Source organism: Lysobacter sp. cf310, from assembly GCF_900114355.1.
GTDB lineage: Bacteria > Pseudomonadota > Gammaproteobacteria > Xanthomonadales > Xanthomonadaceae > Lysobacter.
This window is the reverse complement of the sequence record NZ_FOSS01000003.1, coordinates 322,149-336,271: the sequence shown is the minus strand read 5'-3', so window position 1 is coordinate 336,271 and position 14,123 is coordinate 322,149. Positions and strand designations below refer to the sequence as shown.

General features: G+C 65.5%; 14 protein-coding genes. 12 read left to right on the top strand and 2 right to left on the bottom strand.

The features are described 5' to 3' along the window. The first annotated feature begins 70 nt into the window (after window positions 1-70). The 4 genes from BMZ45_RS12810 (at window position 71) to BMZ45_RS12795 (ending at window position 5,902) form a co-directional block, all read left to right on the top strand. Complete coding sequence (locus BMZ45_RS12810) at window positions 71-448, top strand: CopL family metal-binding regulatory protein (RefSeq protein ID WP_091636936.1); 378 nt, start codon at window positions 71-73, stop codon at window positions 446-448. 116 nt (window positions 449-564) lie between these two features. After that, window positions 565-3,300, top strand: a complete 2,736-nt coding sequence (locus BMZ45_RS12805) for a TonB-dependent receptor (RefSeq protein WP_091636935.1) — start codon at window positions 565-567, stop codon at window positions 3,298-3,300. A gap of 77 nt (window positions 3,301-3,377) precedes the next feature. Then, window positions 3,378-4,070 carry a PepSY domain-containing protein gene (locus tag BMZ45_RS12800; RefSeq protein WP_091636934.1) on the top strand — a complete coding sequence of 231 codons (693 nt, stop codon included), beginning with the start codon at window positions 3,378-3,380 and terminating at the stop codon, window positions 4,068-4,070. Further along, window positions 4,067-5,902: a 2Fe-2S iron-sulfur cluster-binding protein gene (locus BMZ45_RS12795; protein WP_091636933.1), complete on the top strand. Its 1,836-nt coding sequence runs from the start codon at window positions 4,067-4,069 to the stop codon at window positions 5,900-5,902. The genes BMZ45_RS12800 and BMZ45_RS12795 overlap by 4 nt, the downstream gene beginning before the upstream one ends. 70 nt (window positions 5,903-5,972) lie before the next feature. Here BMZ45_RS12795 and BMZ45_RS12790 read toward each other — a convergent pair whose 3' ends face one another. Then, entirely contained in the window at window positions 5,973-7,358 is a 1,386-nt protein-coding gene (locus BMZ45_RS12790; RefSeq protein ID WP_091636932.1) for a trypsin-like serine peptidase, read from the bottom strand. A 350-nt stretch (window positions 7,359-7,708) separates the two neighbouring features. Between BMZ45_RS12790 and BMZ45_RS12785 the strand changes: the two genes are divergently transcribed. After that, the gene (locus BMZ45_RS12785) at window positions 7,709-7,993 is read left to right on the top strand and encodes a TSUP family transporter (protein WP_217643202.1); all 285 of its coding nucleotides are present in this window, start codon (window positions 7,709-7,711) and stop codon (window positions 7,991-7,993) included. Window positions 7,994-8,118: 125 nt separating this feature from the next. Here BMZ45_RS12785 and BMZ45_RS12780 read toward each other — a convergent pair whose 3' ends face one another. Then, a complete protein-coding gene (locus BMZ45_RS12780) occupies window positions 8,119-8,664 on the bottom strand; it encodes a DUF7010 family protein (protein ID WP_139215501.1) in 546 nt (181 codons plus the stop codon). Between the two features lie 422 nt (window positions 8,665-9,086). On the opposite strand from BMZ45_RS12780, the gene BMZ45_RS12775 reads away from it, so the two are divergent. From BMZ45_RS12775 to BMZ45_RS12745, 7 genes are all read left to right on the top strand, one after another. Then, the gene (locus BMZ45_RS12775; RefSeq protein ID WP_091636930.1) at window positions 9,087-9,407 is read left to right on the top strand and encodes a MoaD/ThiS family protein; all 321 of its coding nucleotides are present in this window, start codon (window positions 9,087-9,089) and stop codon (window positions 9,405-9,407) included. A 2-nt stretch (window positions 9,408-9,409) separates the two neighbouring features. Then, window positions 9,410-10,597, top strand: a complete 1,188-nt coding sequence (moeB, locus tag BMZ45_RS22210; RefSeq protein WP_175489057.1) for a molybdopterin-synthase adenylyltransferase MoeB — start codon at window positions 9,410-9,412, stop codon at window positions 10,595-10,597. A 31-nt stretch (window positions 10,598-10,628) separates the two neighbouring features. Further along, the gene (locus BMZ45_RS12765; protein WP_175489056.1) at window positions 10,629-11,471 is read left to right on the top strand and encodes a SagB family peptide dehydrogenase; all 843 of its coding nucleotides are present in this window, start codon (window positions 10,629-10,631) and stop codon (window positions 11,469-11,471) included. A 93-nt stretch (window positions 11,472-11,564) separates the two neighbouring features. Then, window positions 11,565-12,068: a DUF2141 domain-containing protein gene (locus BMZ45_RS12760; RefSeq protein ID WP_139215499.1), complete on the top strand. Its 504-nt coding sequence runs from the start codon at window positions 11,565-11,567 to the stop codon at window positions 12,066-12,068. 168 nt (window positions 12,069-12,236) lie between these two features. After that, window positions 12,237-12,422, top strand: coding sequence for a thiazolylpeptide-type bacteriocin (locus BMZ45_RS12755; protein WP_091636926.1), 186 nt, complete (start codon window positions 12,237-12,239; stop codon window positions 12,420-12,422). A gap of 140 nt (window positions 12,423-12,562) precedes the next feature. Further along, window positions 12,563-13,369: an ABC transporter ATP-binding protein gene (locus BMZ45_RS12750; RefSeq protein WP_175489055.1), complete on the top strand. Its 807-nt coding sequence runs from the start codon at window positions 12,563-12,565 to the stop codon at window positions 13,367-13,369. Then, window positions 13,366-14,121 carry an ABC transporter permease gene (locus tag BMZ45_RS12745; protein ID WP_091636924.1) on the top strand — a complete coding sequence of 252 codons (756 nt, stop codon included), beginning with the start codon at window positions 13,366-13,368 and terminating at the stop codon, window positions 14,119-14,121. Before BMZ45_RS12750 ends, BMZ45_RS12745 begins: the two co-directional genes overlap by 4 nt. Window positions 14,122-14,123 lie beyond the last annotated feature (2 nt).

Sequence of the window (14,123 nt, the reverse complement as noted above, 5' to 3'; positions counted from 1 at the left end):
CGTGACACGCGGTTGACACACGCTTTTTCCACATGTTATTTGATGGCGGGATCCTCGTCGCTGCGAACCTATGCTCTCCTACGGCACACTGCTGCGTTGCCTGCTCATCGTGGCGTTCTGCCTCGAAGGCACGCTGTCGCTGTGGAGTTCCAGCGCCATGGCCACCGAGGGCGTCGTCGCCGCGGTGTCCAGCGAAGCTGCCGCCGCCGTGCTGGCGGACGAAGACTGCGAAGAGCAGGCCCCGCATCGCGAAGGCGGCGCGCCGCACCGCGATTGCGACTGCGGTACGGGCGCGGGTTGCTGCGCCTGCGCCTTCCCGGTGCTGGCCGTGATCCACAGCGTGCCGTTCGCGGCCCAGCATCGCCTGGCCGATCAGCCCGCGGCCCTGGCGCCGGTATCCGCCGCGCCCGCTGCCGCCACCGGCGTATTCCGACCTCCGATCGCCTGATCCGGTCCGACCACCTGCGTGGTGGTCTCCGTCGCCTCCAGCTTCGCGTGCGCGCATCCGCGCAGGCATCGCCGTGGGCGTTCGCTACCCAGATCAAGAACCGTTCGGGGAATGCCATGTACTGCAAGCGCAACCACCTCGCCGCCGCGATAGGCCTGATGCTGTCCGCGGGTCTATGCCAGGCCGTCAACGCTCAAACCGCCGCACCGATCACCCCCACGGACGACAGCACGGCGCAGGAAGCGACCACCATCGATACGGTCACCGTCACCGGCAGCCATATCAAACGCGCCCAGATTTCCGGCGTCGGCCCGGTCACCGTGATCGACCGCGAAGCGATCCAGCGCTCTGGCGCGATCTCGGTCGACACCTTGTTGCAGCGCCTGCCCGCCGCCGCGGGTTTCGCCGGCAACCAGACCAACGCCTACTGGGCCGACAACGGCTACGGCACCACCCAGGTCAATCTGCGCGGCCTGGGCATCAACCGCACCCTGGTGCTGTTGAACGGCCGCCGCATCGTCAACGGCGGCACCGGCGCCAACAGCTCGGTCGATCTCAACGTGATCCCGATCGCCCTGATCGAACGCGTGGAAGTGCTCAAGGACGGCGCCTCGGCCATCTACGGCGCCGACGCGGTGGCCGGCGTGGTCAACATCATCACCAAGAAGAAGTTCGACGGCGTCGAAGCCTCGGTGCGCTACGGCCAGACCTTCCAGGGCGACGGCGACGAGACCGCGGTCGATCTGACCTGGGGCATGAGCGGCGACAGCGGTTCGATCATGGCCGCGGTCAATTACACCGAAGGCGGCTCGGTCAACATGGCCGATCGCGCGCCCTGCGGCCTGGGCGAATCCAACGGCCAGCTGGTCTGCGTGGGCAGTTCGACCACCATCGGCGGCCGCGCCGTGCTCGCCGACGGGCGCCGGGTGAACTTCAACCAGGACCCCAACGGCGACGGCGATTTCTACGAGACCTATTCGCCGGCCAAGCACAACTACAACAGCAATCCGTATCTCAACGCGGTCAACCCGATCAAGCGCCTGAGCTTCAGCAGCTTCGGTAATCTCAACCTCAACGACGACCTGCGCCTGTTCACCGAGCTGATGTACACCAACCGGCGCTCCAACCAGTTGGCGACGCCGGGCGCGATCGGGCAGTACCGGCCGATCAACATCGCCGCCAACCATCCGACCAATCCGACCGGACAGAACCTGCTGCTGCAGCGCCGTCGTTTGCAGGAGGCCGGCGTGCGCGAGTTCTATCAGGAGACCGACACCTTCCGCGTGGTGCTGGGCCTGGACGGCAAGCTCGGCGTGGGCTGGGACTGGTCGGCGGCGCTGAACTGGGGGCGCAACACCGGCATCGACGGCTCCAACAACGTCGCCAACCTGGACCGCGTCGATCAGACCTTGAACACCGCCTTGTGCAGCAACGCGCCGGGCGCGGCGATTCCCTGCGCCGATTATCTGGGCTACGGCGACGTCACCCAGCAGGTGCTGGACTACATCATGTTCACCACCCGCGATAGCGGCGGCAACGAACAGAAGAGCTTCACCGCCAATATCAGCGGCCAGCTGTTCGAGCTGCCGGCCGGCTGGGTCGGCTTGGCGACCGGCGTGGAAGTGCGCAAGGAGCGCGGCTGGCGCGATCCCGATCCGCTGACCGTGCTGGGCATCGCCAACACCAACCAGCAGCAGCGCATCGCCGGCGAGTACACCGCCAAGGAAGTGTTCGCCGAAGTCGCGGTGCCCTTGCTGCAGGGCAAGGCCCTGGCCGAATCGCTGACCCTCAACGCCGCAGTGCGCTATTCCGACTACGACCTGTTCGGCGCCGACACCAACTACAAGGTCGGGCTGGATTGGCAGGTGGTGCCGTCGCTGAAGCTGCGCGCGAACTACGCGACCGCGTTCCGCATCCCCAACGTGCCCGAGCTGTTCGGCGGCGTGTCCGAGGGCAACCTCACCACCACCGATCCCTGCAGCGGCTGGAGCGGCCAGCCGGCGTCGTCGACGATCTACCAGAACTGCCAGGCCTCGGGCGTGCCGGTGGGCTACACCCAATTGGGCAACACCGTGCTGACCACGGTGGGCGGCAACGCGGACCTCAAACCGGAGGACGCCAAGACGCTGACCGTCGGCGCGGTCTGGACGCCGACGTTCGCGCCGGACCTGACCCTGACCCTGGATTACTACAACATCAAGATCGACAACGCGATCCAGCGCATCGACGGCTCGACCAAACTCTCGGTCTGCTACAACACGCCGGGCCTGAGCCACCCGTTCTGCAGCAACGCCAATTTCACCCGCAATCCGCTCACCGGCGAGATCGACTTCCTGTCGGCGCAGCCGGTCAACGCGGCCAGCGAGCGGGTGTCGGGCATCGATCTGGGCCTGCTGTACCAGTTCGAGCTGGCCGGTTGGGACGCGACCGTGAACTGGGACCTGTCCTATCTGAAGAACTACGACGTGCGGCCGTTCCTGGGCGCCGACGAGATCCGCTATGCCGGCAAGATCACCGGCGGCCGCGGCAGCTACACGCAGTGGCGTTCGTTCGGCTCGCTGACCCTGGCGCGCGGTCCCTGGTCGGGCTCCTACAGCGTGCAGTACATCGGTTCGGCCGACGACATCAACGCCGAACGCGGCGACATCGGCGATCGCGCGCCCAGCGTGAGTTACCACAACGCCCAGGTGAAGTACGCCTTCAGCGAGTCGCTGGATCTTTCGGTCGGCGTCGACAATCTGTTCGACAAGTCGCCGCCGTTCATTCAGAGCTGGACCGACGCCAACACCGACACCATGACCTACGACCTGTTGGGCCGGCGCTGGAACCTCAAAGCCACCTACCGCTGGTGAGACCCGATCGTTCCTGCCGGCCGCGCGCCGGCAGGAACGCGGACTCGCCGACTACATGAACTCCGATAGGTGACGCTATGAAACCTGCATTCTGGGCGCGTCGCGCCCATAAGTGGATCGCCCTGGTGGTGGGCGTCCAGGCCCTGCTGTGGATGATCAGCGGCCTCTACATGACCTCGATCTCGATCGACATCATCCACGGCGATCACCTGGCGCATACCCGGGCCAAGCCGCTGTCGGCGGCCAGCGCGTTTCTGAGCCCCGACCAACTGCGTGCGCGCTACCCGCAGCTGAGCGAATTCCGGCTCAAGCGCTTCATGCAGCGCGAGGTTTACGAACTGCGCCAGGGCGAACGCCTGAGCCTGGTCGATGCGATCAGCGGCGATCCGATCAGCCCCTTGGACGAGGCCACCGCCAGCGCGCTGGCGGTGTCGCTGTATCAGGGCAAGGCGCCGATCGCCTCGGTCGAGCTGTTGCATGAGGCGCCCAGCGAGGTCAAAACCCGGCCGGTGCCGCTGTGGCGGGTCGCGTTCGCCGACGACAACGAAACCGCGCTGTATCTGTCGCCGCAGACCGGCGAACTGTTGGCCAAGCGCCACGACCTGTGGCGCTGGTTCGACTTCCTGTGGATGTTCCACATCATGGATTACCAGGAGCGCAGCGACGTCAACAACAACCTGCTGCGGATCGCATCCGGGCTGGGTCTGATCTTCGCGCTCAGCGGCGTCTGGCTGCTGCTGTACAGCTTCAGCAGGAGGCGGCCCGCATGACGCCCTGGATGCGCAAGCTGCACAAGTGGGTGGGCCTGATCGTCGCCCTGCAATTCGTGCTGTGGACCGCGAGCGGCCTGCTGATGAGCGTGCTCGACCACGACACCGTCCAGGGCCATCGCCATCGCGCCCACGCCGAGACCCTGCATCGGGCCTGGCCCGCGAACACGCTGGCGCCGGCGCAACTGCTGGCGCAGGCCGGCCAGCCGGTGCAGAGCATCGATGCGGCCTGGTTGCTGGATCGGCCGGTGTATCGCCTCAGCCACAAGGCCGCGGTCTGGCTGGTCGATGCGCGCGACGGCACGGCGCTGAAGATCGACGCCGCGCTGGCCGCGCGTCTGGCCACGGCGGATTACGTGGGCGAGGGACGCGCCGGCACGCCGCAGCGGATGGAGCGCGCGACCCTGGAGGCGCGCGGTCATGCCGGGCCGATCTGGCGCGTGGACTTCGGCGATGCCGACGGCACCAGCCTGTATCTGTCGGCGCAGGACGGCCGCATCCTGGAACGGCGCAACGACACCTGGCGCCTGTTCGACCTGTTCTGGATGCTGCACATCATGGATTACACCGGCCGCCAGGATTTCAACAATCCGCTGGTGATCATGGCCGCGGCCGGCGGTTTGTGGATCGCGCTGTCGGGCGCGTGGCTGCTGGTGGCGAGCTTCCGCCTGGGCGAGTTCGTGCCCGCGCGCTGGCGGCCGCGGCGCGCGCTGACGGTGTTCGATCAGGCCGGCGACAAGCTGCGCTCGCTGCAATCGCATCGCGGCGACACGGTCTATCTGGCGATGGGCCGCAGCGGCCTGCAACTACCGTCGAACTGCGGTGGCGGCCAGAGCTGCGGGCTGTGCGAGGTGCGCGTGCGCGGCGCCGCGCCGCCGCCCAGCAGCGCCGACCGCGCCCATCTGGCCGACAGCAAGCTGCGCCTCGGGCATCGCCTGGCCTGCAACCTGGCCCTGGACGGCGACCTGCAGATCGAAGTCGCGGGCGGGGCGGCGCTGTGGACGCAACGCCAGGCCACGGTCGAGTCGGTGCACGCGGTCACGCCGTTCCTGCGCGAGATCGTGCTGCGGCCACAGGCGCCGCCGGGGCCGGAATTCCAGCCCGGCGCCTATCTGCAACTGCACGTGCCCGACTACCGCTTGGGACGCGAGGACATCGTTTATCCCGAGCACCACCGCGAGGATTGGGAGGCGCTGGAACTGCCGGCCAGCCTGCACAACAAGGAAGCGGTGCGCCGTTCGTACTCGCTGGCCTTGCCGGTGGACCAGGCCGACGGGCGCCTGACCCTGCTGGCGCGGTTCAGTCCCGGCGGCCAGCACAAGAAACGCACGCTGTTCGGCAAGGGCTCGACCTATCTGTACGCGCTCAAGCCCGGCGACGCGGTCGATTTCAGCGGTGCGTTCGGCGATTTCGCCTTGCAACCCGGCGAGCGCGAAAAGATCTTCATCGGCGGCGGCGCGGGCATGGCGCCGCTGCGGGCGATGATCCGCGCGCGGCTGGGGCAGGGCGGACGCGAGCGCATCCACTACTGGTACGGCGCGCGACGCCTGCGCGAAGCGCCCTACGTGCAGGAGATGGCCGAACTCGCGCGGCGCCACGCCAATTTCAGCTGGCACCTGGTGCTGTCCGAAGAGGCCGAGCAGGGCGATGGCCTGGTGCGCGGACTGGTCCACGAGGCCACTCACGCGCATCTGCTGAGCGCGCATCCGGACCTGGCCGCGTGCGAGTTCTACCTGTGCGGCCCGCCGGCGATGCTGGCCGCGACGCGGCAGCTGTTGCGCAAGTTGGGCGTGGCGGAGGAACGCATCGCGTTCGACGATTTCAAGATCTGAGCGCCGCGAAGCGGCGGCGCCGCCTCTCCCGCGCAGGGCGGGAGAGGCGGGCCGTCGGTGCGTGTTGCGATCAGGGGCCGAAGTAGGTCGAGATGCTGGACCACACGCCGCTGAGCTGGGAGTAGCCGTCCGGGTCGTTGGGCGCCGAGCAGAACGAGGTGCCGCCGTACAGGCCGCCGCGCAACTGGTAGTCGCCGGAGGCGGCGACGGTGAACAGCGCCGAGCCCGAGGAGCCGCCTTCGGTGACGCCGGTGTTCCAGGCGACGCGGGTCAGCGGCGACTTGCCGTCCAGCGTGTACGACAGGCTGGTCACCGAACCCAGCGAGTACTTCTTCAGATCGCCGGCCGGGTGGTGGATGCCTTCGATCGCAGTGCCGTTGACGGTGATGGCGCTGCTGTTCCAGGCGGCGTAGTAGGCGCCGGTGGGCGGCGCGGTCTTCAGCTCGAGCAGGGAGGTATCGCGGGTGGTGTTGGCGTGACGCAGGTAGGCGCCGCCGGTCAGGGTCACCGCGCCGGGGTTGGCGGTATCGTTGTTGCAGGCGGTGGCGTCGAAGAACCAATAGGTCTGCAGCGTGTCGGCGACCTTCTGGGTGCTGATGCAGTGGGCCGCGGTCCAGAACAGCTGGCGCTTGGGCGAGTTGTTGTTGTTGAGCAGGGTGCCCGTGCACAGGTAGGACTTGCCTTTGGCGGTGTAGACCATGCGCGCCACCGACTTGCTGGCCGCCAGGAAGCCCGGGGTCGGGTTGACCCGGCAGACGATGTCTTTTTCGCAGGCGCCGCTGGCGCCGACGCCGCTGGCCTTGGACAAATCGCGCGTGTTCGACGCCGGGTCCACGTCCAGGTGCGACAACTGCGGCACGTTCAGGTCGAAGCCGTCCGGGCGCTGGCCCGGGGCGAGCACGATTTCGACGGTCAGCGTGTCGCCGGCCACGGTCGGCGACCAGCCGGCTTCGTCGCCGCTATAGTTGCGGCCGTTGTCGGTGAACACGCGGCCGTCGCTGCCGGCGAAGCGCAGGGTCACCGCGGCGGGATCGCCGCCGTTCTTGCGCGTGGGGCGCAGCAGCAGGCCAGCGCGCAGGGCGACGGCTTGGGTCGAGGTCAGGGTGAAGCGGGCGCCGTGGGAACCGTCGGGCAGGGCTTCCCAGTCCAGGCTGGTCAGATCGACGCGGCTGCGGCCGACGTTGCGGGCGTAGCCGATTTCCAGCGGCTGGCCGTGCTTGTACTGATCGGCGCGGCGGGTACGCAAGGCCTTCAGGCTAGCCGCATCGGGCAGGCCCAGGTCGACTGCGCGCTGCGATCGGACCTTCAGGCCGGTGGCGAAATCGGCGCCACCCAAGGCGCTGGCCATGGGCTTGGCGGTGACCGGCGCGGCGCTCATTTCCGCCGCCGAGGCCGTGGCGGTCGTGGCGGAAATAGCGGCCAACAGCGCGTAGCGAAGCATGCCTTTACGTGTCATTGCGTCTGGCTCCAAGTGTGCTGATTGAAGTGATCGTCCGGCCCTCGCGGTGGCGGGGCTGCAGGGATCATGGCGGAGCCTCGACGCGCGCCAGGGGGCTGGGCGCAGGGGTAAATACTCATTAAATGTGATTCAAATCCCAATTTAAGCGCAGGCATCCGCGACGCCCGAAATCCACAGCCGGGGGCGGGTGTGCCGATGCGCATGAGCGACGAGGACAGCCACCAGCGCATCGGGCCCCACGCGCTCGCGGTGCTGATCGCGTTGATCGGCGCGTACGACGGTTTCTTCGGGCCCGGCACCGGTTCGTTCATGGCGACCGTGTTGGTCGCGTTGGGCGGGCTGGCGTGGTGCGCGCGACCGCGCAGACCAAGTTCTTCAACCTGGCCAGCAATCTGGCGGCGCTGGCGGTGATGATCGCCGGCGGGCAGGTGCTGTGGATGGTCGGCTTGGCGATGGCCGTGGCCAGCGTCGCGGGCGGCCAGGTCGGCGCGCACGCGGCCATGCGCTTCGGCGCGCGCGCGCTGCGGCCGGTGCCGGTGGTGATCTGTCTGGCGTTGACGGTGAAGCTGCTGGCGGACCCGGGTAATCCTTTGCGGATCGCGCTCGCCGCGCAGTTCTCCGGCGGCCGCTAAGCCGGCAGTCGATATCGATCAAGCGCGCGTGCGATCGCTCGCGATCCCGCATTTGCCTATAGGGAAAGCAGGAGGCGGATTTACGGCCCACATGCGGCTTCGCAACAACCGCTCCCGCTACCAAATCAAGCTGCGGTTTTCGCAGCCTTGGAAAACAACAAGCAAGCGAACACGATTTCGATAACGCCGCCGACGCCTGCCACGACGGCAGGCGACACGCTCACCCATAGCGACGCATTCGCCGCCACGATCAACGCGATCCCCAGGCCCCAGAACATCGCCCGGCCATACACGCTCGCGAACACCAGGTAGCGGCTGCCTATCACCGCCATCATTGCGGGAAAAAACAGCGCGGGTTTCAGCAGGAACAAGCCGTACGCCATCGCGCAACACACGATCAGCCAGATCGTCGATGCCATGGCCAAGGCGTTCAGCGCGTTGTCCTTGCCGGTTTTCGCCGGCCGTCCGATCAGCTTGGCGACGATCGTGCTCAGCGGATGGATCAAGGCGCCGCCCACCAGCAAGGTCCACGCCGCCTTGTCGATGCCGAGCCGATAGCAGGCCGCTGCCGCCGCCAACCAAACCAAACCGGATACCAACGCGCCGGGTGCGCCTTCGTAATAGGCGTGGCGCATCTCGAGCTGGTGCGTAGAGGCGATAGACAGTGTCATGGTCCTTCCTGGAGTCGAGATTCCGATCGTTCGCACTGTTGCAGTGCAGCAGTAAAATACAAGTCGCGAGGGCGCAGCAGCGGCGGCGATCGAGTGCCTCTCATTCGTGAACGCGTTGGTGGATGCGCGGCCATGTACTGCGGCGTATAGAGAGTGCCAACAAGTGTACTGAGTGTGCGCCGAAGCGGTTGGCGCTCATCGCCCAACGGCGCGTACCGCAGCAGAAATATGCGGATTTTCCGCTATTCGCAGGCTGCGAGCGCACCGACGGGCTTGGGCCGTCACGGCGAAATCGATACACGACTTTGCGCTGAAACGTTCGTCATATCTTGTCCGTTCGTATGACTGATTTTGGGCTATTGCTATTCCTTTTGGGGTATGCAATCGTGAAAAAAGGGGATGCACATCAAGGATGAATAGGGATGAATCGCATGGATGATGGCGCGGCCACTAGCGCGCCTGCGATCGTGGATGTGGTCGTACTGATCCCTTCGGGATTACGACGCTTCACCGGCCAGGCCGGCTCGGTGGATGTGCAAGCGGAAACGGTTGGACAGGCGCTTCGGCTGATCTCGGACAAGTACCCGCTGCTACGCACGCAAATGTTCGCCGGCGATCAGCAACTGCGGCGCTTCATCAACGTCTTCCTCAATTCCAAGGACATTCGCTTCCTGCAACAGGAGCACACGCCGCTGCGCTCACAGGACGTGATCACCATCCTTCCCGCGATCGCCGGGGGCTGACGATGAACAGGGAACGGACTCCCGAAATTACGCCAGGACCCGAGCTGTCGCGCGAAGAGATTCGCCACTACAGCCGGCACATCATCATTCCGGAGATCGGCAGCGAAGGTCAGCGCAGGCTGAAAGCCGCGCGCGTGTTGCTGGTGGGTGCCGGCGGCCTGGGTTCTCCGACCGCGCAGTACCTGGCGGCATCGGGCGTGGGCACGATCGGCATCGTCGAGGACGACACGGTCGACGTGAGCAACCTGCAGCGCCAGGTGCTGTACACGATGCAGGATGTGGGCCGGCCCAAGCTCGAAGCCGCGGCCGCGCGTCTGGCGGCGATGAATCCCCACATCAAGATCGTCGAGCACCGCTGCCGCATCGTAGCGGACAACGCCATGGCCCTGCTGGTCGATTACGACATCGTCGTCGACGGCACCGACAACTTCGCTACCCGCTATCTGATCAACGACGCCTGCGTGCTGAGCGGCAAGCCCAACGTCTACGCTTCGGTGTTCCGCTTCGAAGGCATGCTGTCGGTGTTCAACCTGGGCGACGGGCCCTGTTACCGCTGCCTGTATCCGGAGCCTCCGCCGCCGGGCTTCGCGCCTTCGTGCGCCGAGGGCGGCGTGTTCGGGGTGCTGCCCGGCACCATGGGCCTGTTGCAGGCGGTGGAGACGATCAAGCTGATCACTGGGATCGGCCGGCCCATGGCGGGCAGGTTGCTGCGGTTCGATGCGACCGAGATGAGCTTCCGCGAGCTCGAACTGCAGCGCGATCCGGCGTGTTGCATATGCGGCGACCACCCCAGCCAGACCGAGTTGGCCGACTATGCCGTGTTGTGCGGCACCGGCCTGGGCGAAGCCAGCGGCGATGCGGATGCCGCGCCGATCGAGCGGGTCAGCCCGCAATGGCTGCAGCGGCGTCTGGGGCAGCAGGCGGCCTTGCAACTGGTGGATGTGCGCACGCTCAACGAGCACCAGATCGTGCGCATAGAAGGCTCGCTGCTGATGCCGGTGGACGAGATCGAAGAGTATTTCCACACCTTGGACCGGGATCTGCCGGTGGTGTGCTACTGCAAGTCGGGCGTGCGCTCGCTTCGGGCCGCTGCCTTCCTGGCCGAACGCGGCTTCCGTGACGTCGCCAGCCTGGACGGCGGTATCGAAGCCTGGACCCGCGATATCGAGCATGCCGATGCGCTCTACTGAGGCCAGCTCGGTGGCGCCGGCGGACGGCCACGTGGGCGAGACCCGCGCGACGGCCGCGCACGACCGCGTCAAAACCGAACTGCTGTTCGCCGGCGACGACACCTCGGCCGTGGATGCCTTCCATGCCCGGACGGTCTGGGGACGGACGTTGGAGCGCCGCTTGTCGGTGCGCATCCGCGCCTTCCTCAGCGAGCCCGCGCTGCGCGAGATCGTATCCAGGAGCCGCAACGAGCATCGCGATGCCGAATCGATCGCCTTACCGGATGCCGGCCTGGGCGAGCTGACGCTGGAACAGGCGCTGTTGCGCCGACGTTCGCTGGCCAGCGACGCCGCGGCGCGCGAGCGCGCGATCGGCCTCGGCGATCTGGCTGCGATCCTCAAGTATTCGTACGGCGTGCTGGGCGAACGCCGTCTCGGCGCCGCCGGGCCCACGCAGCGGCTGCGCGCTTGTCCCTCCGCGGGTGCGCTGTACCCGTTGGAAATCTATCCGGTGGTGATGGACGTGGCCGGCCTAGCGCCGGGCGTCTATCACTACGATGCGATCGGGCACGCGCTGTCGTGCCTGCGCCGCGAAGACGCGCGCACGGCGATGCCCGGTTTCGATCTGCAACCCGAATTCAAAGCGCAAGCCAGCGTCGTGTTCGTCGTGACGGCGGTGCTGCTGCGTTCGATGGCGAAGTACCTGGATCGCGGCTATCGCTTCGTGATGAATGAAGCCGGGGCGCTGACCCAGAACCTGCATCTGACCTCGTTGGCGCGCGGCCTGCCCGGCTGCGTGTGGGGCGGATTCTGCGATGAAGAGGTTGCGGCATACGTGGGGGCGGACGGCGCCAGGGAGATCGTGGTGCTCGGTTTTGTAGTGGGTAAGCGCTAGTCGAACGGGAATGCGACGAGCTGAAGCCCGTCCGGTCAGATAGGGAAGTGTCTTGTCAGATAGGGAAGTGTCTTGGAAACTGGAAGATCGTATGTGAGGTCGCAGGTCGCGCGGGTCGCGATCGGCTCGGTGATCGCAGTCGCGTTGCTCTGGGGGGCGTGGCAAATATCGAAGGGCGGGGCCGGCGACGGCATGCGGAACGCGCGCGACCCCGGAAAGCCGGCGTCGGTCGCGGCGCAGCCGGGGCAGAGCGGCGCGCTGCGCGTCGACGTCAGCGGCGTGCGCGGCGATCACGGATACATCATCGGTACCTTGTGCAAGGAAGGTGAAGCGTTCCCTTCCGGCTGCACGCGCCGGGCGCGCGCGAAGGCGGCTGACGGCGTGGTGTCTTTGGACTTCAAGGGCCTGGCGCAAGGCGACTACGCGGTGGCGCTCTATCACGACGAGAACGGCAACTCCCAGCTCGAGTTGGGCACGGAAGGCGTCGGCTTCAGCAACAACGCCAACCTGGCGAAGACTGCACCCCAGTTCGACGCATCTCGCATCAAGGTGAACGGCGCGACCCGGATTCGCGTCCGAATACGCTACTCGATCTAAGAAGCCGCCGGCATGCGACGCCGCCGCGCCACGCGCGCCCGCAGGCAGACGGCTTCAAACAGATAGAAAGCGCCGACAACGCAAGGAGCCATGTCAAGGAATTGGGTGCCTCCACTCCACCCAATGTTGGTCCACAAGGTAGTGGATATTTCGCAAGGAGATGTAGTCATGAATAGCGATTTCGATTTCGACTCGTTGGATCTGGCCAGCCTGAACATCGAAGGCATGGAAGTCGTGACGCTCAAGGAAGCGATGGCTCTGCCGGAAACCGGCGCGTCCAGCGTCGTCAGCTCCAGCAACTCGTGTTCGAGCTGCGGTTCTTCGTCGTGCGCTAACGACAATATCGCGGAGTAAAAGTCGGATAGATGTCGTCGCTGATAGTCCGGCTAGTTCGCGAATCGGGGTGCAGCGCGGCATCGATCAGACGATTGGACACATCGGCGTTCTGCGCCGGTGTGTCCGATCTCGAGTCGTCCGGAATTCTGGAGCCATCAATGCAAACCGAGTATTCAATTGCGGCTGATATCGGTGCCGCAACGACCGAAATGGCGGACGGTTCTCCGAGCCGTGGTGCGATCGTCGCGTTCGGCGGCGTAACGAAGATGTATGCGCACCGGAAAGCGTTGGATCGGGTCTCGTTCGAGATACCGGTCGGCGAGATCGTCGCGCTGGTCGGTCCTAATGGGGCCGGAAAGACCACCATGCTCGAAATCATGATGGGCTTGCGTCGGGCCGACGAGGGTTCGGTCTCGGTGCTGAACTGCGACCCGGCGTTCGATCGTAGCTACGTTTCGCGCATAGGCGTCCAGATTCAACAAACCAAGTTCTTCGGAAGCTTGACCGGTCGCGACTACATCCGTTTTTTTGAGCGCGTCTATCCGAATTGCCTAAGCATCGATGTGATGCTGGAGGAGTTCGAACTTAAGAAGTTCGTAGACAGGCCTCTGAGCAAGATCTCCGGCGGTGAGCGGCAAAGAATCGCGCTCGCCTTGGCGATGATCAACGACCCGGAGTTCGTCATTCTCGACGAACCGACCGTTGGGCTGGACCCGATCATGCGGCGCGAGTTCTGGAACATCATCCGTAAGGCTCACGCCAATGGGCGTAAAACGCTGTTGTTCAGTACGCACCACATGGAGGAGGCGGAAGCGCTAGCGTCGCGAGTGGTCATGCTTTCGGGCGGTCGTATCGTTGCGCAAGGCGGCGTCGCGCAGTTGGTGTCCATGGCGGGCGGCGACGCGAGGAATCTGGACGACGCCTACAACATCATTGTGAGCAAGTCCGTTGGAGGTGGCGCATGAAGGCCGCGAACGTGTATGCGCTGACGGCGCTCGACTTCAAGAACACGTCGCGGGACAAGACCGCGATATTCTTCCTGCTGGTGTTTCCGGTCGGCTTCTACATCTTCTTCGCATCCTTCGCCGGCGCGACGGCGTCGGAAGCGGCATCGTTGAAGTACTACAACACGCACACTCCGAATTTCACGGCGGTGCTCATCCTGATGATCTCATTCCTGAACGTCGCGCCTACGGTCGCGATGGCGAAGCACATGGGCTTCTTGAATCGCCTGATGGTGACTCCGGTCAAAGTCTATGAGCTTTGGGTCAGCTTCTGCCTGCGCGCCATGGTGCTGTTCGCTGTCGGCTATGCCGTAATGCTCGTGGCCGGCTTCATGCTCTTCGGCTACCTGCCTGCCGCCAATCCGATCCAACTGATTCTTCCGATGCTCGTGACCGGTTTCGCGATGCTGCCGGCAGGGATACTGATAGGGGTTTTGTTTCCCGTGCCGCAGAGGGCATTCTCCGCCGGGATGTTCTTCATGCAGCCCATGCTGATTCTTTCAGGGGGCGGCATGCCGCGCGAAAGTTTCCCCGAATGGGCTCAAGCGATCTCCGACTTCGTGCCTACTACCTACGCGGTGCAGATATCCCATCTTGCATGGGACAACGCGTATTTTACGCGGGCAGCAGTTTTTCCGACGGCGGTACTGCTGGTCTTCGGAGCGGCTTGCGCTTTCGCGTCCGCCGTGATCTTCCGCAATAGCTATCGCTGACG